This is a genomic window from Bradyrhizobium sp. CIAT3101 (assembly GCF_029714945.1).
Lineage (GTDB): Bacteria > Pseudomonadota > Alphaproteobacteria > Rhizobiales > Xanthobacteraceae > Bradyrhizobium.
In genome coordinates this window covers 9,259,159-9,276,441 of the sequence record NZ_CP121634.1, presented here as the reverse complement: position 1 = coordinate 9,276,441, position 17,283 = coordinate 9,259,159, and the positions used below count along the sequence as shown (strand labels likewise).

Sequence of the window (17,283 nt, the reverse complement as noted above, 5' to 3'; positions counted from 1 at the left end):
ATCCGCCTTATTTTTTGCGGGACGAAGTGGCGGGTTACGCTTCGCTAACCCGCCCTACATTGCTACCATGCTCCCAATCAGAACGATCGGGAGAACCGCCATGAGCTCGCTATCCGGCAAGCAAGGCCCGCGCTACCGCCATGCGGCTGAAGACGGTGCTCCTTACGAGACCATCGCGGTCGAGAAGATCACCCCCATCATCGGTGCGGAAATCTCCGGCGTCGATATCGGCGCGCTGGTCGAGGGCGACGCCCGCTCCAACCGGCAGATGGACGAGATCCACCGCGCGCTCGCCGAGAACCTCGTGATCTTCTTCCGCGACCAGGAGATCACGCCGAAGCAGCATCTCGCTTTCGGCCGCAAATTCGGCGATCTGCATTTTCATCCCGCCGCACCGCATGAGGATGAAGACCCCGCGCTGATGAAGATCTATGCCGACAAGAATTCGCCGCGCGCCAACGGCGAGGGCTGGCATTCCGACGTCTCCTGCGATCTCGAACCGCCGATGGGCTCGATCCTCTACATCAAGCAGTGTCCGCCGCGCGGCGGCGACACGCTGTTCGCCAACATGTACGCGGCCTATGAAGCCCTGTCCGATCGCATGAAAGCCTATCTCGACGGCCTGACCGCGCTGCATGACGGCGAGCCGATCTATCGCGGGCTCTACGCCAATTACGGCGTCGCTGATCGTCCGTCCTATCCGAATGCCGAGCATCCGGTGGTGCGCACCCATCCGGTGACGGGCAAGAAGGCGCTCTACGTCAACCGCGGCTTCACCCGCCACATCAACGGCATCCCGCGCGACGAGAGCGATGCGATGCTCGCCTATCTCTATCAGCACGCCGAAAATCCGCTGTTCCAGTGCCGCTTCCGCTGGACCGAGAACGCCATCGCCTTCTGGGACAACCGCTGCACCCAACACCGCGCGATGTGGGACTACTGGCCGCATACGCGCTCGGGCACGCGCGTGACGGTGAAGGGGGAACGGCCGGTGTGAAAATATCGTGGCGCATCACCGCCGCTATTGCTGTTTCGCTGATCTCGCTTTTGGCTTTGCCAACTGATCAGGGCAAGGCGGCCGGGGCGCGGAAGGCCGGAAGAGCCAAAATCAAGCCGCCGGCGCCCGAGCCATGCGAGCCGCGCAAATTCAGGATCATCCTCGATGTCGGGCACACCTCGGAATCGCAGGGCGCGACCAGTGCGCGCAACGATGTGGAGTTCGGCTTCAACCTGCATTTGACGCGGCTGATCGGAGAGCGCTTGAAGTCGGCGGGCTTTGCCGCGACCCGCGTGCTGGTGACCGACGGCAAGGCGCGGCCAAGCCTGCTCAAGCGTGTCGGCACTGCGAGCGCCGCGCATGCCGATTTTTTCCTGTCGATCCACCATGATTCCGTGCCGGACAAGATGCTCGAGCCATGGGAGTTCGAAGGCGCCAGGAGTTATTTCAGCGATCGCTTCAGCGGCCATTCGCTGTTCGTGTCCGAGCGCAATCCGCGTTTTGCCGCCAGCCTCGCCTTCGCCCGGTTGCTGGGCCGGGAGTTGAAGGAGAAGGGTCTGCAATACGCGACCCAATACAGCCTGCCGGTGATGGGGCGTTACCGGCATCCATTGCTCGACAAGGATGTCGGCGTCTACCGCTATGACGGGCTCGTCGTGCTCTCGCAGACCCGAAGTGCCGCGGTGCTGCTGGAAGCCGGCTCCATCATCAATCGCGACGAGGAGATGGCAATGAGCTCGCCGGAGCGGCAGGAGCTGATCGCGACGGCCGTCGTGACGGCAATGCGGGCGTATTGCGAAAGACGGTAATTTGCTTCGTTGCTTCGCTCCTCGCAATGACAAGAATCTACAGCGGCGCGCCCTGGTACTCCCGGTTTGCCAGGCTCGCCTCTTCCAGATCCAGATCGCGTTCGATCCTCCGTCGCGTCTCGTCGGTGATCTGGCCGTCGCGGAGCAGGTCGTGGATGAACTTGCGTTCGGCGGCGATCAGCTCGCGGGTCAGTGCGGTGCCCGCGGCGGAGACGTCGTGGCGGGCGGGATCGAGTGAGTCAGGAAGCTGGTTGACCCGGATCTCGTGGCGCGCGCGCAGCAGCCGCATCACTTCATCCGAGACCTCTTTCTCTTCGGTCAACGCATCCAGCGACTTCAGTGCGGCGTCGAGCGCCTGGCGCCGTGCCGCGATCTCGGCCTCGTGCTCGGCGACATGCTCGTTGCGGCCGGCTTCCGCGATGCCGAGCCAGCGGACCACCGGCGGCAGCGTCAGGCCGACGCCGATCAGGGTGATGAAGATGACGCCGAAGGCCACGAACAGGATCAAATCGCGATACGGGAAGGCATTGCCATCAGGCAGCGTGAATGGCAGCGCCAGTGCGGCGGCCAGCGAGACGGCGCCGCGCACGCCGGTGAAGGCGAGTGCGAACGGCCATTGCCAGGGCGGCGACGGATCGCGTTTGCGCAACGATTTGCTGAGTATCCGCGGCAGATAGGTCGCGGGGTAGAGCCAGGCGAAGCGCGCCAGAACGATGATGGTCATGACCAATGCGGTCGCGATCATGATGTCGTCGAGCGGGAACGCTTTTGACTTTTCATAGAGCGCCCGCATCTGGAAGCCCGTGAGCAGGAACAGCAGACCTTCGATCAGATAGATGATGAGGTCCCAGAAGAAGATGCCTTGCAGGCGCGTCGACGCCGAGATCAGCAACGGCCCGTTCCAGCTCACATAAAGGCCGCAGGCGACGGTGGCGATCACGCCGGAGCCGCCGACATGTTCGGGCAGCCAGTAGGACACGTAGGGCGTGATCAACGACAACGTCAGCTCGACCCGCGGCTCGCAGGACCATTTGCGGAAGCGCAGCGAAAGCCAGCCGACGCCGATGCCGAAGGCGATCTCGCCGGCGACGATGAGGGAAAATTCGCCGGCCGCCAGCGGCAGCGAGAAATGCCCGACCATGATCGCGGCGAGCGCGAAGCGGTACAGGATCAGCGCGGTGGCGTCGTTGGCAAGCCCTTCGCCCTCGAGGATGACCAGGAGCCGGCGCGGCATGTTCAGCCGGCGCGCGATCGCGAGCGGCGCCACCACGTCGGGCGGTGCGACGATGGCGCCCAGCAGGAAGCCGACGCTCCAGGGCAGACCGATCACGTAATGCGTCGCAGCCGCAACAAGCGCCGCGGTGAAGATGACCGCGCCGACCGCGAGCAGCACAATGGGGCGCAGATTGTTCCTGAACTCGCGCCAGCTCATTGCGACGCTCGCCGAGTAGATCAGCGGCGGCAGCACCATCAGCAGCACCAGTTCCGGCGGCAGTTCCACCGGCGGCATGCCTGGCACGAAAGCGAGGCCGACGCCGGAGAGCATCAGCAAAATGGCAGGCGCCAGGTTGAAGCGCCGGGCGACCAGCGCGGTGCCAGCCAGCACCGTGAGCAGGATGAGAAACGTCTGGAATTTCGCTGCGATCATGGCCTGTCTTGGCCCGGAAGCGGCCAAGAGGTCAATGCAGGCGGCCTACACCAGTTTTTCCGCCACCATGCGCCCGACACGCGCGAACACCGTCTCGAGCTGCGCCGCATTCGGCGTGCCGCCCTGGGTATAGGCCGCGATCAGGATCGGCGTATCCGGCTTGGGCCAGGCGACCGCGATATCGCCCGATGCGTCCTTGCCGTTGTTGCCGGTCTTGTCGCCGATCTTCCAGCCGGCCGGCAGTCCACCGCGCAGCCGGTTCGCGCCGGTCTTGCAGCCCACCATCCAGTCGGTGAGCTGGGCCCGTGAAGCCGGCGACAGCGCTTCGCCCGTGACGAGCCGCTTGAGATTGCCGGCCATCGCCGCCGGCGTCGTGGTGTCATGGGGATCGCCGGGCGGTGAGCGGTTGAGCTCGGGCTCGTTGTGGTCGAGCCGCGAGGTGGTGTCGCCGATCGACCGCCAGAACGCCGTGAGCGCGGCGGGGCCGCCGATCCGTGCGAGCAGCAGATTGGCGCAGGTGTTGTCACTGAGCTCGACGATCGCCTTGCACATGTCCGCGACCGACATCGTGCCGGCCGACAGGTTTTGCTTTGCAACCGGTGCGTACTCCAGCAGGTCGGCCTTGCCATAAGGGACCATCGCGGCGAGCTTCTCCTCGCCGCGTTCGACCCGTGCCAGCACGCAAGCCGCGAGCGAAGCCTTGAATGTCGAGCACATCACGAAGCGCTCGTCGGCCCGCCAGGTGAGCTTCGCGCCGGTGGCGAGATTCTCCGCGTAGACCCCGATCCGCCCGCCGCTTTCGCGCTCGTAGGATTCGAGTTCAGGCGGCGCGTCCGCAGCGAGAGCCGGAGAGGCGGCCATCCAGCACAGCGAGGCGAGCAGGGAACGACGGTCGAGCAGCATGGGGGGATTTCCGGGAAGAGCAGGGGGTGGAGTGAGGGGCAAGGGACGCGCTATCCGTGCCGTCATTGCGAGCGAAGCGAAGCAATCCAGAATCTTTTCAGCGGAATGACTCTGGATTGCTTCGTCGCAAGAGCTCCTCGCAATGACGTGTGGCGAGAGTTGGGCTCGCAATGACGGCGGATTTGAGAGGAGGGCCGAGGACCACGAGAATCCGTCGGCTAAGGCCCCTCACTCCTTCAGGTCATACCGATACGATTTCGATACGATCTGCCAGCCGTCGGCGAGCTTCATGGCCACCAGATAATCCGTGAAGAAGCGTGGCGGCAGCTGGCATTTGACCTTGATGAAGGCGGTCTTGTCGTCCGAGCGGTCGATGGTGACGATGAAATCCTCGCGCGGTTTGCCCTCCGCCTTGGCCGAGGCGCGTTTGCGCACGCGGTCGAGCCAGTCGGGCACGGTGAGCACCTGCAACTCGCCCTTTTCGACCCAGCGCAGATCGGCGGACGGATGGAAGATGGCGCCGAGCTTTTCGGCGTCGCCCTCGTAGAGCCCGTCGAAATAGGATTGCACGACGGCTTCGACGCTCGAACGATTCTGGCTCATGGGTCATCCCTTTGAATGATGGCGCGCCGCGAACTTAGTGGTACGCATCGAATTGCGCTATGGGTGTCCTCCGCAATTTGTGCGAGGGCACCGTCATGACCGGATCAGAAAAATCGAACGCTCGCATCCTTGTCGGCGAATGTTATTGCCGCGCTGTCCGCTACGAGGTGGCGGACGCGTTTTCCTATGCGCTGAACTGCCACTGCTCGAACTGCCGCCGGACCACCGGTTCCGCCTTCAAGCCGTTCGCCGGCGTCGAATACAGCCGGCTCCGCCTCGTTGCGGGCGAGGATCAGCGGATGATCTACGGGGACGATACCACTTATGACGCGCACTGCGCCCGCTGCGGGTCGCTGCTCTATTCCCGGGTCCGCGAGGGAAAATGGGTCCATGTCGCCATGGGAACCCTGGTCGATGCCCCCTCGATCCGCCCCAGCGCCCATATTTTCGTGGGCTCCAAGGCGCCGTGGCACGAGATCACGGACGACCTGCCGCAATACCGGGGCACATCGGGGATGGCTAGGGAACGCCGGCCCGCGCGCATTTCGGCGGCGAACCGTCAACCGCCTGGTGCGACTAACAAAAGAGGTTCCTCGGCTGGTCGCCGCCGCGGTCTTCGTGACCTCCATCACAAGCGCGGGCGCTGGATTTTGCTAAGGCCGTCCCTGAGGGTGTGAATTGCCCCGAATTGCTGGAAGTCGTGTCATGCGCAATTTTTTCAGACTTTACCCGTTTCTCCTCGCCATCGCGCTGATGTTCGGCGCCGGGCCCGCCTTCGCCGGAAAGCGCGTCGCGCTGGTGCTCGCCAACTCGGCCTATCAGCACGCGCCCTCGCTCGCCAATCCCGTCAATGACGGTTCGGTGATGGCGAAGACGCTGAAGGATGCCGGCTTCGATGTCGTCGATTCGCGCCACGATCTGACCGCGCTCGACACGCGGCGCGTGCTGCGCGACTTCGCTGATTCAACCCGCGATGCCGACATCGCCGTCGTCTACTATGCCGGCCACGGCATCGAGGTCGAAGGCTCCAACTATCTGATTCCGGTCGACGCCAAGCTCGAGCGCGACACCGATGTCTATGACGAAGCGCTTTCGCTCGATCGCGTTCTGGTCGCAGTCGAGCCGGCGAAGCAGCTTCGCCTGGTGATCCTCGATGCCTGCCGGGATAATCCGTTCGGCAGGACCATGAAGCGCACACTCGCCTCCCGCGGCATCGGCCGTGGTCTGGCCCAAGTCGAACCGACCAGCTCCAATACGCTGATCGCCTATTCTGCCAAGGCCGGCTTCACGGCGCAGGATGGCGACGGCGCCAACAGCCCGTTCACGATCGCGCTGTCGAAGCATCTGACGACGCCGGGCCTCGATGTTCGCCGCGCCTTCGGTTTCGTGCGCGACGACGTGCTCAAATCGACCGGCAACAAACAGGAGCCGTTCGTCTACGGCTCGCTCGGCGGCGAAGACGTGCCGCTGGTGCCGGTGAAAGCCGTGGCCGCGGTCGCGACCGCGCCCGCGCCCGTCGTGAATCCGCAGGCCGATATGCGCCGCGACTACGAGCTCGCGCTCCAGGTCGGCAACAAGCCGGCGTGGGAGGCCTTCCTGGCCCAGCACCCGGACGGCTTCTATGCGAACCTTGCCAAGCTTCAGCTCGACAAGATCCAGGCCGAGCAGGCTCATGCGGCGGCGATCGAGAAGGCGAAGCAGGCCGACGCCGAACGCGACCGTCTCGCCGCCCTCGGGGCCCAGAAAGATGCCCAGGCCAAGGCTGTTGCCGACGCGAAGGCCGCCGAGCAGGCCCAGCTTGCCGCGCAGAAGGCCAAGGAGCAGGCACAGCAGCAGGCTGCGGCCGCCGAGCAGCAGCGCGTCAATCTCGCCGCCACGGCACCGAGCGCTGCGCCGGCCAGCACGGCGAGCCCTGCCGGCACCAATGTCGCCGCGCTGACGCCGACTGCCACGCCGGCCGATCTCAGTCGCTCGGTGCAGACCGAGCTTGGCCGCGTCGGCTGTTTCTCCGGTCAGGCTGACGGCAATTGGAGCACGTCCTCGCAGCGGTCGCTGTCGCAGTTCAACCGCTATGCCGGCACCAAGCTCGACGTGAAGGTCGCAAGCACGGATGCGCTCGACACGGTCAAGTCAAAGCAGTCCCGCGTCTGCCCGCTGGTTTGCGATCACGGCTTCAAGGCCGACGGTGACAAGTGCACCAAGATCGTCTGCGGCGACGGCTATGCGCTGAACGACGACAATGAATGCGAGAAGCAGCGTGCCGGCAAGCCGGCCAAGCCTGCAACGGCCAAGCGAGACGACGGCGATGAGCGTCCCGCGCGGCAGCGTCGTCAGTCCGGTGGCGCGGCCGCTGGAGCGGCAAGCGGCATCGCTGCAGCCGGCGCGGGTCGCGCCTCGGGCGGCGGGGGGCAGATTTTTTGCAACGACCTGCTCTGCCGTCCGGTCAAGCCCGGCTGCCACCTCGTGTATCGCGGCGGCGGCGGCCCTCACGTCGATGCCAATGCCGAGGTCTGCAACTGAGGGCGCCGCTCCCCCTGACATCGTTCCGGCGAAGCCGGGACAATGTCGCGGGGATCATGTCGCAATTGCGCTCGCCGCGATGTTCACCGTCAGCGCCAGCAGCGCCGTGTTGTAGATGAAGGACACGATGCCATGCGCCGTAGCGGTGCGGCGGATGGTCTTGTCGGTGATACCCACGTCGGATACCTGCGCGGTCATGCCGATCACGAACGAGAAGTAGACGAAGTCCCAATAGTCGGCGTGATCTTCCTTGTCGCCGCTCGGAAACTGCAATCCGCCCGCCGGATGGCGGTAATAATCATGGGCATAGTGCAACGCGAAGGTCGTGTGCACGGCGGCCCAGGACAGTGCGATGGTCGCGATCGCGATCGTCAGCTCCGCGGCGCCACGGTGCGGCGTGCCGAGCTCGGAGACGATCGCGGCAATGCTGGCGAATGCGCCGATCGCCGTCACCAGCAGGATCACGAAGCGGCCGTCGTCCTGCATCGCGGCGCTACGGCGGATGTGCTGATGGTCGTTGCACAGCATCATGCTGTAGACCAGCACGAGATAGACCGCGATCAGCGCATCCCAGCCGAACAGCAGCCGCGTTACCAGCCGGTACGAACCGGGGACGAGCAGGCAGACGAGGATGCCGACGCCGAGCGAGATGAAGGTCCGCGGCCGCGCGTAGATCAGCCGCATGGGCCGCGACATCTGGCGGAAGCGGACGAGGACGGGGTCTTCTTTGCCCTCGGCCGCCATCGATGCGCGTCAGTTCTTGCGTTCGGCGACGAAGCGCGCTGCGGCCTGCAGCACGGCGGCGCGATCGCCGAAGATCGAGACCGCGCTGTCGGCGCGGGCGAGCAGATCCCGCACGCGCTGCTTGGCGCCTTCGATGCCGAGCTGGGTGACGAAAGTGGTCTTGCCGAGCGCGGCATCGGCGCCGGCCGGTTTGCCGAGCGCTGCCGCATCGCCCTCGACGTCGAGCAGATCGTCGGCGATCTGGAAGGCTTCACCGAGCGCGCGACCGTAATCGTCGAGCGCCTGGTATTCTTTCTGCGAGGCCTGGCCGAGAATCGCGCCGGCGATGCAGCCATAGCGCAGCAGCGCGCCGGTCTTCATCTGCTGAATGCGGGCGACATCGATCGGCTCGTTGCCGCCAAAACGGCCTTCGCCGGCGAGATCGAGGATCTGGCCGCCGACCATGCCGCCGATGCCGGCGCAGCGCGCCAGCGCGCGCGTCAACAGCAACCGCACATTGGCGTCGCGATGGATCTCGTCGCGGGTGACGATGTCGAAGGCGATCGTCAGAAGGCCGTCGCCGGCGAGGATCGCGGTGGCGTCGTCGGTGTGCTTGTGCAGGGTGGGGCGGCCACGGCGCAGGTCCGAATTGTCCATTGCCGGCAGATCGTCATGGATCAGCGAATAGCAGTGGATACATTCGAGCGCGGCACCCACGAGCAGCGCCGCTTCGCGGGGAACGCCGAACACGGCCGCGCTCTCGACCACCAGGAACGGCCGTAGGCGCTTGCCGCCATTCAGGCTCGAATAGCGCATTGCGTCCATCAGTCGCTTGGGACGGGCGATCTCATCGTGCAGGATGTCGTCCGACAGGAGGCGCCCGAGCAGGGCTTCGGTGTCATCAGCGGTCTTGTCCAGGCGTTTGGCGAAATCGGACGGGGACGTGCCGGTCATCAAGAAAGGCTCCAGAACTAAAATTCGGCGGGACAATCCTTTATGAGCCGGCCCCAGTCAATCGTTTGGAAGGCCTAAAAAGTGCTGGAAAAGGCCCGAATTATCACAGACTTAATGGCGGGATTCGCGGCCAGGTTTCAATTTGCGCCGGAAAGGTCGATTTGCGCGTCGTCAAAATCCTGCTGGTGATGGTCGTGGTCGCGATGCTGGCGCCCTATGTGATCGCGCCATTCTACCGCGCCGGGCATCCGGTTTCGACGCTGATGGCCTGGCGCTCGCTGACGGGCGCGCCGATGCATCGGGAATGGATCGATCTGGTGGCGATGTCGCCATATGTGCCTCGCTCGGTCGTGGCGGCCGAGGACGCCCATTTCTGCAAGCACCACGGCATCGACTGGGGCGCGCTGCGCGAGGCCATCGACGACGCCAAGGAGGACGGGACGCCGTTCCGCGGTGCCTCCACCATCACCCAGCAGGTCGCGAAAAACCTGTTCCTCTGGCAGGGACGCGATTTCGTCCGCAAGGCGCTGGAGTTCCCGCTGGCGCTCTGGATCGATTTCGTCCTGCCCAAGCCGCGGATCCTGGAAATTTACCTCAACATCGCCGAGCTCGGCCCGCAGGGCCAGTTTGGCGTGGAGGCGGGCAGCGCCTACGCCTTCGGCAAGTCGGCTACCAACCTCTCGCCCCGGGAAGCGGCCCTTTTGGCCTCGATCCTGCCGAATCCGGTCAAACGCAGCGCCAGGACCCCGGGACCGGGCGTCCGGCGGCTGGCCGGGACCTATGTGGCGAGGGCACAGGCCTCCTCGCTTTTGACCTGCTGGCGGGAAAATCGCTGATTTCGGGCCTTTTTCGGGCGCATTTTCCGTCCCAGAACCCTAGATTTACGGCCAGCCTTCCTCTATAAGCCCGGCCTTGATCGGCATTCAGCTCGCCTCGGTTTGCGGGTGCTGAGCCGTCCCTTCGCGGACGATGCCCGGATGAACACCAATCCCTAGAGGATATTGAAATGGCCGTTCCGAGACGAAAAACTTCGCCGTCGCGCCGTGGCATGCGCCGCTCGGCAGACGCCATCAAGAAGCCGACCTATGTGGAAGACAAGGACTCCGGCGAGCTCCGTCGTCCGCATCATCTCGACCTCAAGACCGGCATGTACAAGGGCCGTCAGGTCCTGAAGAAGAAAGAGTCCTAAGACTCTTCTCAGGCAGGGTTATCCTCAATCAGGATGACGTGACCTGCCTGATTTCGGCCAATCCATGAGATATGACGGTGACGGCGGCGGAGCGAATGCTTCGCCGTCGCATTGTCTTGCCCGAACATATTGATCGAGAAGGCGCTTTGCCGATGGTCGGTTTCCCGCTGCTTCTGATTCCGCTCGCGGTCTACAACATCATCGCCTTCCTGATGCCCAGCGTGTCCTTCTCGGACGTGCTGTTCAAGGTGCCGATGATCACCGGCGAGACCTGGCCGGTGACGCTCGCCGATCTCCTGTTGGCGCTCGGCGTGCTGCTGCTGCTGCTCGAAGTGGTCAAGGGCGCGCGGCCCGGCGCAAAGTTTCTGATGGATCACCTGCTGTCGCTGATCCTGTTCGGTGCGGCCGCGGCCGAATTCGTGATGTGGCCCAAATTCGGCAACTCCACCTACTTCCTGCTGGTGTTGCTCGCGATGGCCGATTTCCTCGGCGGCATCGCCCAGCGCACGCGCCGCCGTATCACCTATGTCGCTGCGGAGACGGTGGCGGTGCCGCGCAAGTCGAAGCGTCAGGCCGAGGCGCCGCCGCCGGCAACAGTGTTCGAGCCGAAGCTCAATCCTGTGTCCGCACCGCAGCCCGAACCGCCGCCCGCGCCCTCGGCGCAATCGGTTGCCGAATCCGTTCTGATGGATCACCCCGCGCCGAAGCCGGGCATCATGCCGTCGCCTGAAATTCCCTCGCCGCATTTGCAGCCGGGCAACGGCACGCCGCCCTCGCCCGAAGAGCCGCGCTGATCGGCGCTACGCGACCTGACGCGTGCGTGAGGTGACGCTGGGAAGCGGGCATTTGCCGCCATAGGCCATGCGCGCGTCCTCGGACGAGCCGCGACGTAGCCGGCTTGCCTGAGGCAGGTGCTCGGCATTCGCGATCAGCTGGGTGACGAAGCTCGGATCGGGGCGCGTCAGCGGGACCTTGCGGACCAACTGCAAAACGGGCGTCAGCGGTACCAGCGCGGTACTCGCTTCCCGCGTTGTCTCTTCGATCTGGTCCGCATTCACCATCGCAACACCGCTGATCCGGTTGAACTGGCGCGTTTTGGGACGCTCGCGCCGGTGCATGTGATGGTCTCGCAAGGCCTATGCCGGTCGAGCCTATTCCGTTCCAAGGCGTCCGGAAACGTGGTTTCCAAATTGTTTATGAACTTTGCCTAGGGTCGGAGGCGAATCTGGCCGTATTCTGTGCCGGCTCAGGACTCCCCGCTGTCCCGAAACGAGGCGCATTTGACCCCCGCATTGCCGCAAGCCTCCGAAATCCTGGCCGCTCTCGGTCAGGCCGTGTTCGTCTGGGATATCGCGAGCGACGCCATTGTCTGGGGCGAGCAGGTCGGCGCCATCTTTCCCGGCATTCCCGCCGAGCGCCTCGCGACCGGCGCCGAGTTCGCCAGGCTGATCGAGCCCGCGCAGACGGCGCGGAGCGCGGCGCTGGCGCAGACATCTCCCGTGCACGGCACCGACGGCACGCCCTACCGGGTCGAATATGGCGTGCGCATGAGCGCCTCCGATCCTGTGATCTGGATCGAGGAGACCGGCCGCTGGTTCGCCGGTGCCGACGGCCGCCCAATGCGCGCGATCGGCTCGGTCCGCATCAACAATGAGCGGCGCGCCCGTGACGAGGAGCTGACCAAGCTTGCCCGGCTTGATCCCCTCACCAGCGAGCTCAATCGCTCTCACCTGATCGCGGCGCTGGCCGAAGCGATCGAGGAAACGACCCGCTTCCGCTCGACCGCAGCCTTCATGTTGGTCGGCATCGATCATCTTGCCCGCGTCAACGACGCTTTCGGCTTCGACGTGGCCGATGCCGTGATCCTCGACGTCGCCAAGCGCATTCGCGCGCGCTTACGCGGTGGTGACGTGCTCGGCCGGTTCTCCGGCAACAAGTTCGGCCTCATCCTGAAGAACTGCACCGTCGACGACATGAACATTGCCGCGGAGCGCTTTCTCGCCGGCGTCCGTGACGAGGTGGTGCCGACCAGATCCGGCCCGGTCTCGGTCACCGTCTCGATCGGTGCGGTCAGCCTGCCGCGCTATGCCCGCAATACCGACGAGGCCATCAACCGCGCCCACGAGACGCTGGATGCCGCCAAGCGCCGTCGCGCCGGCTCGTTCGCCACCTGGCGTCCGAATGCCGAGCGCGATGCGCAGCGCCGCGTCAACATTCGCGTCACCGACGAGATCGTCACCGCGCTCAACGAGCGGCGCATCAAGCTTGCTTACGAGCCGGTGGTATCGGCCGCCACGCGCGAGGGCGCGTTCCACGAATGCCTGGTGCGGATGGATCAGGGCGACGGCCAGGTGCTGCTCGCGCCCGACATCGTTCCGGTCGCCGAGCGGCTCGGCCTCATCCGTCTGGTCGATCACCGCGTACTCGAGCTCGTGGTTGCCGAGCTCGCGGCCGCACCCGACATCCGCCTCAGCCTCAACATCTCGCCTGACACCACGATGGATCCCGATTGGTGGGCCGGAATCGAATCGCTGATGCGCGCCCATCCCGGCGTCGCCGAGCGGCTGATCGTCGAGATCACCGAGACGGTTGCGATCCAGGACATCGACGACGTCCGCGCCTTCGTCAGCCGCCTCAAGAACTTCGGCAGCAGAATCGCGATCGACGATTTCGGCGCCGGCTACACCTCGTTCCGCAATTTGCGCAAGCTCGGTGTGGACATCGTCAAGATCGACGGCGCCTTCGTCCAGAACATCACGCATTCCGCCGACGACCGCGCCTTCGTGCAGACCCTGATCGACCTCGCCCGCCGCCTCGACATCAAGACCGTCGCCGAATGGGTGCAGGACGAGGAGGCCGCCAACATGCTGCGCGACTGGGGCTGCGACTACATCCAGGGCCGCCTGATCGGACTGGCGTCAGCCGATCGCCCGTGGTGCCCGCCGCCGGACAGTGCGCTGCCCGCGGCAAGCTAACACCCTACGTTTGCGGCTACGCCACGCAGACCCCGGGTACCGCGACCTTCTGGAACAGATGCGGGCTTGCCACCGCCGACGCCGGATAGACCGCGATCTTCGCGCGGAACTCCGGGTGCGTGAAAGCCGCGCGGAAATGTGCGTTGGATTCCCAGACCGCATAATTGAGATAGGTCGGACTGTCGCCGACGGCACGGTGGAGCTGGGTCGAGATGAAGCCCGGCTGCCGCTTCATGAAAGCCGCATCGTCCTGCCAGCTCGTCAGGAAGCTCTGTTCATCCGCCGCATCCAGCGTGAACAAATTGACCAGCACCACGGGGCCGGCGTCGAGCGCGATCTGGCGGTCGATCGGGAAGCTCGGGTCGAGCGGACGCATCTGGGGCATGGCATCACTCCATTCAATTTGGTATCATCATGTCAATTCGACAAGATGTGACATAGATATTTGACATGATGATGTCAATACGGGGTAATCATTACAAATGACCAGGACCAGACGCACCCCTTCCGGCGAGGCCCTGACCGGCTTCATCCTCGATCTGTTCCGCGCGAATGGCCTGCTTTTGACCGCCGGTGACCGGTTGGTGGCGTCGCTGGGGCTCACCAGCGCGCGCTGGCAGATCCTGGGCGCGATCGCCGGTGCCGAGCGCCCGGAGCCGGTGGCCTGGCTGGCGCGCAATCTTGGCGCCAACCGCCAGAACGTGCAGCGGATCGTCAACGACCTCGTCCGGGACGGCCTCGTCGAGTTTGAGACCAATCCGCATCACCGCCGGGCGCAGCTCGTGGTGCTCACCGACAAGGGCAGGCAGGTCTACGATGCAGCCGGTCGCCTCCAGGTTCCGTGGGTCAATGGATTGGCAGATGGCTTGTCAGTGAAGGAGATCGAGACGACTCATCGCGTGATCAGTGTTCTGCGCGATCGGCTCGGCGGAGCCGGCGAGGACTGATTGCGTCGCGCCTCACGCCACGCGACGGACCGCGCCTAGCGTCTCGATGGTGAGTCCCACCTCGGCTGCCGGGCAGGGCTTGCCGAAGTAATATCCCTGCACCGCGGTGCAGCCGCATTCCCTGACGAATTCGAGCTGTTCCACCGTCTCGACGCCTTCCGCCGTTGTCTCGACGCCGAGCACGGAGCCGAGGCTCGCGATGGTGCGAACGATGGCGACGCTCTCGGGGCTTTCGCCGAGCGTGCCGACGAAGGAGCGGTCGATCTTGATGCGATCGAACGGGAATTTGCGCAAGTAACTCAGCGAAGAGTAGCCGACGCCGAAATCGTCGAGACTGACGCGCACGCCGAGGGCACGGAGCTGGTGCAGGATCTCGATCGTCGCTTCGCTGTCATCGAGCAGCGCCGTCTCGGTGACCTCGAGCTCGAGCCGCTGCGGCGGCAGGCCGGCTTCTGCAAGCGCGCTCGTCACCATCGCCACCAGTCCGCGCGAACGGAACTGCACCGGCGACAAATTGACCGCAACCGTGACATCCGGCCACGAGGCCGCCGTGGCGCAGGCCGTACGCAGCACCCATTCGCCGATCGGAACGATCAACCCGTTCTCTTCGGCGATCGGAATGAATTCGGCCGGCGAGACCAGGCCACGCGACGGATGCTTCCAGCGCAGCAGCGCCTCGAAGCCGGTCAGCTCGGTGGTGTCGAGCCGCACCTGCGGCTGGAACACCAGATGGAATTGGTTGGCTTCCAGCGCGCCGCGCAGGTCGTGCTCCAGCGCATGCCGGCTGCGCGCCTCTTCTTCCATTTCAGGCTCGAACAGCTGATAGGCACCGCGCCCCTTGGCCTTGGCCTGATAGAGCGCGAGATCGGCGCATTTCATCAGTTCGTCGGCGTCGAGGCCGTGGTCGGGCGCGATCGCGATGCCGACGGAGACGCCGACATGGATCGACTGGCTCTCCAGCGGCGGCGGATGGCCGATGATCTCGACCAGGCGTCGTGCAAGCCGTTCTGCCGATTGCGGCTGCGGTCCCCGCTGCAGCACGGCGAACTCGTCGCCGCCGAGACGGGCGACAGTGTCGTGCTCGCCGACATTCTCCTTCAGCCGTGCTGCGACCCAGCGCAGCAGGCGGTCGCCGGCGGCGTGGCCGAGCCGGTCGTTGACGGTCTTGAAATTGTCGAGGTCGAAGCAGAGCACGGCCATCGCGCCGCCGGCGATCGCGACCTGGTTCAGCCCCTCGCCCATCTTCTCGCGGAACAGCGTGCGGTTGGGCAGGTCGGTGAGGGAATCGTGCTGCGCCATGTGCGCGACCCGGGCCTGGGCCTTGTGACGCTCGGTGACGTCCTCATAGGTGACGACCCAGCCGCCATGCTCCATCCGCTTGTGGTTCAGCTTGATGATGCGGCCGTCGCTCAGATGGCGGTGCAGCGTGTGCTCGCCCTCGCGCAGCCGCTCGACATAGTCGGCATAGATCTTGGCGGCGGTGGTGTTCGGATGGATGCCGAGATCGCAGCTGTGCTCCATGATCTCGCGCATCGAGACGCCGGGCTTCACAACGTCGGGCGACAGGCCGTACATCTCGATGTAGCGGCGGTTGCAGACGATCACGTGCAGGCTTGCATCGAGCATGCACAGGCCCTGGCTCATGTTGTTCAGCGCCGCGTCGAAGCGGCGATACTGCTCGCTCAGCTCCTCGACCGCGCGTTCGCGCTCGGTGATGTCCTCATAGGTGGCGACGAAGCCGCCCTCGGGCAGCGCGCAATAGCGAACCGAGATCACCGTGTCGTTGGTCATGCTTCGCCGCATCGGCGAGGAATCGCGGTTCGCGATCCGGGTGCGGGCGGTTTCCAGGATCTGCTGCGGACTGTATTCGGAGGAGAAGGCGCCGTTCGCCATCGAGCGTTCGATCAGCTCGGCGAGATGTGTGCCGGGCTTGCTCTCCTCCGGCGACAGCCGGTAGATCTCCTGGTAGGTGGAGTTACAGGTGCGCAGGCGCATGTCGCTGTCGTAGAACGCGAGCCCATGCGCCATGTTTTCGAGCGCGGCATCCAGCATGAGGTTCTGCTGCTTCAGCGTCTCTTCGTGCTGCAGCCGCTCGGTGACGTCTTCATGCACGGTAACCCAGCCGCCGTCGGGCATGAACCGGGAGATCGCCTGTATCTTCCGTCCATCGAAGCGTGTCACCAGGATCGGCCGCGGGTTCCGGGTGAGAACGTCGTTGATCCGGAGAGCCTGGAATTCATCGCTATTCATGCCCGGCAGGTTACCGCGCGAGAGCCAATGCTCGACGGTCTCGCCGTGCGACGCACCCGGCTTCACGACGTTGGGGTCGAGATTATACAGGCGCAAAAAGCGCTCGTTGCAGACGACGATGCGGCTATTGGCATCATACATGATCAGGCCGTGCGACATGTGCGCGAGCGCATGCTGGCTGCGTTCGGTCTGGAGTTGCAGCTCGGTCTCGAGGCGGGCGAGCCGGCTGACGTCGTCGCAGATCGTCATCCAGCCACCGCCGGGAAGCGGCTTCAGTTCGAGCGTGATGACAAGGCCGCTGGCGAGCGTTTGCCGGGTCTGGAACGGCTTGCCGGCCGCGATCAATGCGATCCGTGAAGCATAGAGCGCGTCGAGTTCATCCGCTGGAATGTTTCCGCGCGCCATGCTGTGGGCAAGCACGTCGCGATAGCTCGTTCCGAGCCGAACGATGTCGGGCGACATGTTGAAGAGCGTCAGGTAGCGTGTATTGACCAGCACGATCCGGTTGTCGGCGTCGTAGACACAGACGCCCTGTTCCATGCCGTCGAGCGCAAGCTGGCTCAGCCCAAGCAGGCCGTCCTGGCCTTGCTCGCGGCGTGCACCGAGCTCGCTGTCGCTTGTCGACGTCATGGGATCAGTGGATCTCGGCGGCAATAGGCTTAACGCAACGTCATTCAGCCACTGAGCGTAGCGAAGAGGCGGGAAAATTCCCTTAAGCGCCGTAGTTTACGGAGGGTGACTGGTAATGAAGAGAGCGAGTGTCCG

Annotated in this window: 16 protein-coding genes and 1 pseudogene; 9 read left to right on the top strand and 8 right to left on the bottom strand. The window is 64.8% G+C overall.

Features of this window, described 5'->3' with window-relative positions; translation table 11 throughout:
• The first annotated feature begins 100 nt into the window (after positions 1–100).
• Positions 101–997, top strand: a complete 897-nt coding sequence (locus QA645_RS42900; protein WP_283047208.1) for a TauD/TfdA family dioxygenase — start codon at positions 101–103, stop codon at positions 995–997.
• A complete protein-coding gene (locus QA645_RS42895; RefSeq protein ID WP_254135095.1) occupies positions 994–1,806 on the top strand; it encodes an N-acetylmuramoyl-L-alanine amidase in 813 nt (270 codons plus the stop codon). The genes QA645_RS42900 and QA645_RS42895 overlap by 4 nt, the downstream gene beginning before the upstream one ends.
• Before the next feature lie 37 nt (positions 1,807–1,843).
• On the opposite strand, the gene QA645_RS42890 is transcribed toward QA645_RS42895, so the two are convergent.
• The 3 genes from QA645_RS42890 to QA645_RS42880 form a co-directional block, all read right to left on the bottom strand.
• The gene (locus QA645_RS42890; protein ID WP_254135094.1) at positions 1,844–3,454 is read right to left on the bottom strand and encodes a Na+/H+ antiporter; all 1,611 of its coding nucleotides are present in this window, start codon (positions 3,452–3,454) and stop codon (positions 1,844–1,846) included.
• A gap of 45 nt (positions 3,455–3,499) precedes the next feature.
• On the bottom strand, positions 3,500–4,357 hold the full coding sequence (gene bla, locus QA645_RS42885; RefSeq protein ID WP_283047204.1) for a class A beta-lactamase: 858 nt from the start codon (positions 4,355–4,357) through the stop codon (positions 3,500–3,502).
• Positions 4,358–4,585: 228 nt separating this feature from the next.
• Positions 4,586–4,960, bottom strand: coding sequence for a nuclear transport factor 2 family protein (locus QA645_RS42880; protein WP_254135092.1), 375 nt, complete (start codon positions 4,958–4,960; stop codon positions 4,586–4,588).
• Positions 4,961–5,055: 95 nt separating this feature from the next.
• Here QA645_RS42880 and QA645_RS42875 point away from each other — a divergent pair.
• Positions 5,056–5,466 (top strand): annotated as a pseudogene (locus QA645_RS42875) (GFA family protein); the annotation flags it as partial.
• 199 nt (positions 5,467–5,665) lie between these two features.
• Positions 5,666–7,480, top strand: a complete 1,815-nt coding sequence (locus QA645_RS42870; RefSeq protein ID WP_283047202.1) for a caspase family protein — start codon at positions 5,666–5,668, stop codon at positions 7,478–7,480.
• Between the two features lie 54 nt (positions 7,481–7,534).
• Here the strand turns inward: QA645_RS42870 and QA645_RS42865 are convergent, their stop codons facing one another.
• Complete coding sequence (locus QA645_RS42865; RefSeq protein ID WP_283047201.1) at positions 7,535–8,224, bottom strand: DUF1345 domain-containing protein; 690 nt, start codon at positions 8,222–8,224, stop codon at positions 7,535–7,537.
• A 9-nt stretch (positions 8,225–8,233) separates the two neighbouring features.
• The gene (locus tag QA645_RS42860) at positions 8,234–9,157 is read right to left on the bottom strand and encodes a polyprenyl synthetase family protein (protein WP_254135088.1); all 924 of its coding nucleotides are present in this window, start codon (positions 9,155–9,157) and stop codon (positions 8,234–8,236) included.
• A 161-nt stretch (positions 9,158–9,318) separates the two neighbouring features.
• Here QA645_RS42860 and mtgA point away from each other — a divergent pair, with 161 nt between their 5' ends.
• From mtgA to QA645_RS42845, 3 genes are all read left to right on the top strand, one after another.
• Positions 9,319–9,993, top strand: coding sequence for a monofunctional biosynthetic peptidoglycan transglycosylase (mtgA, locus tag QA645_RS42855; RefSeq protein WP_283047199.1), 675 nt, complete (start codon positions 9,319–9,321; stop codon positions 9,991–9,993).
• Between the two features lie 170 nt (positions 9,994–10,163).
• Positions 10,164–10,346, top strand: a complete 183-nt coding sequence (gene rpmF, locus QA645_RS42850) for a 50S ribosomal protein L32 (RefSeq protein ID WP_007598106.1) — start codon at positions 10,164–10,166, stop codon at positions 10,344–10,346.
• A 152-nt stretch (positions 10,347–10,498) separates the two neighbouring features.
• Positions 10,499–11,140 carry a hypothetical protein gene (locus tag QA645_RS42845; RefSeq protein ID WP_283047197.1) on the top strand — a complete coding sequence of 214 codons (642 nt, stop codon included), beginning with the start codon at positions 10,499–10,501 and terminating at the stop codon, positions 11,138–11,140.
• A gap of 6 nt (positions 11,141–11,146) precedes the next feature.
• Here the strand turns inward: QA645_RS42845 and QA645_RS42840 are convergent, their stop codons facing one another.
• Positions 11,147–11,407, bottom strand: a complete 261-nt coding sequence (locus QA645_RS42840; protein WP_254135566.1) for a hypothetical protein — start codon at positions 11,405–11,407, stop codon at positions 11,147–11,149.
• Between the two features lie 219 nt (positions 11,408–11,626).
• On the opposite strand from QA645_RS42840, the gene QA645_RS42835 reads away from it, so the two are divergent.
• Positions 11,627–13,321 (top strand): bifunctional diguanylate cyclase/phosphodiesterase, encoded by a 1,695-nt coding sequence (locus QA645_RS42835; RefSeq protein WP_283047195.1) that lies wholly within the window; start codon positions 11,627–11,629, stop codon positions 13,319–13,321.
• A gap of 16 nt (positions 13,322–13,337) precedes the next feature.
• On the opposite strand, the gene QA645_RS42830 is transcribed toward QA645_RS42835, so the two are convergent.
• Positions 13,338–13,706: an antibiotic biosynthesis monooxygenase family protein gene (locus QA645_RS42830; protein WP_254196054.1), complete on the bottom strand. Its 369-nt coding sequence runs from the start codon at positions 13,704–13,706 to the stop codon at positions 13,338–13,340.
• Positions 13,707–13,803: 97 nt separating this feature from the next.
• Between QA645_RS42830 and QA645_RS42825 the strand changes: the two genes are divergently transcribed.
• Positions 13,804–14,268, top strand: a complete 465-nt coding sequence (locus tag QA645_RS42825; protein ID WP_283047193.1) for a MarR family winged helix-turn-helix transcriptional regulator — start codon at positions 13,804–13,806, stop codon at positions 14,266–14,268.
• Positions 14,269–14,280: 12 nt separating this feature from the next.
• Here QA645_RS42825 and QA645_RS42820 read toward each other — a convergent pair whose 3' ends face one another.
• Positions 14,281–17,148 carry a PAS-domain containing protein gene (locus QA645_RS42820; RefSeq protein WP_283047192.1) on the bottom strand — a complete coding sequence of 956 codons (2,868 nt, stop codon included), beginning with the start codon at positions 17,146–17,148 and terminating at the stop codon, positions 14,281–14,283.
• Positions 17,149–17,283: the final 135 nt, after the last annotated feature.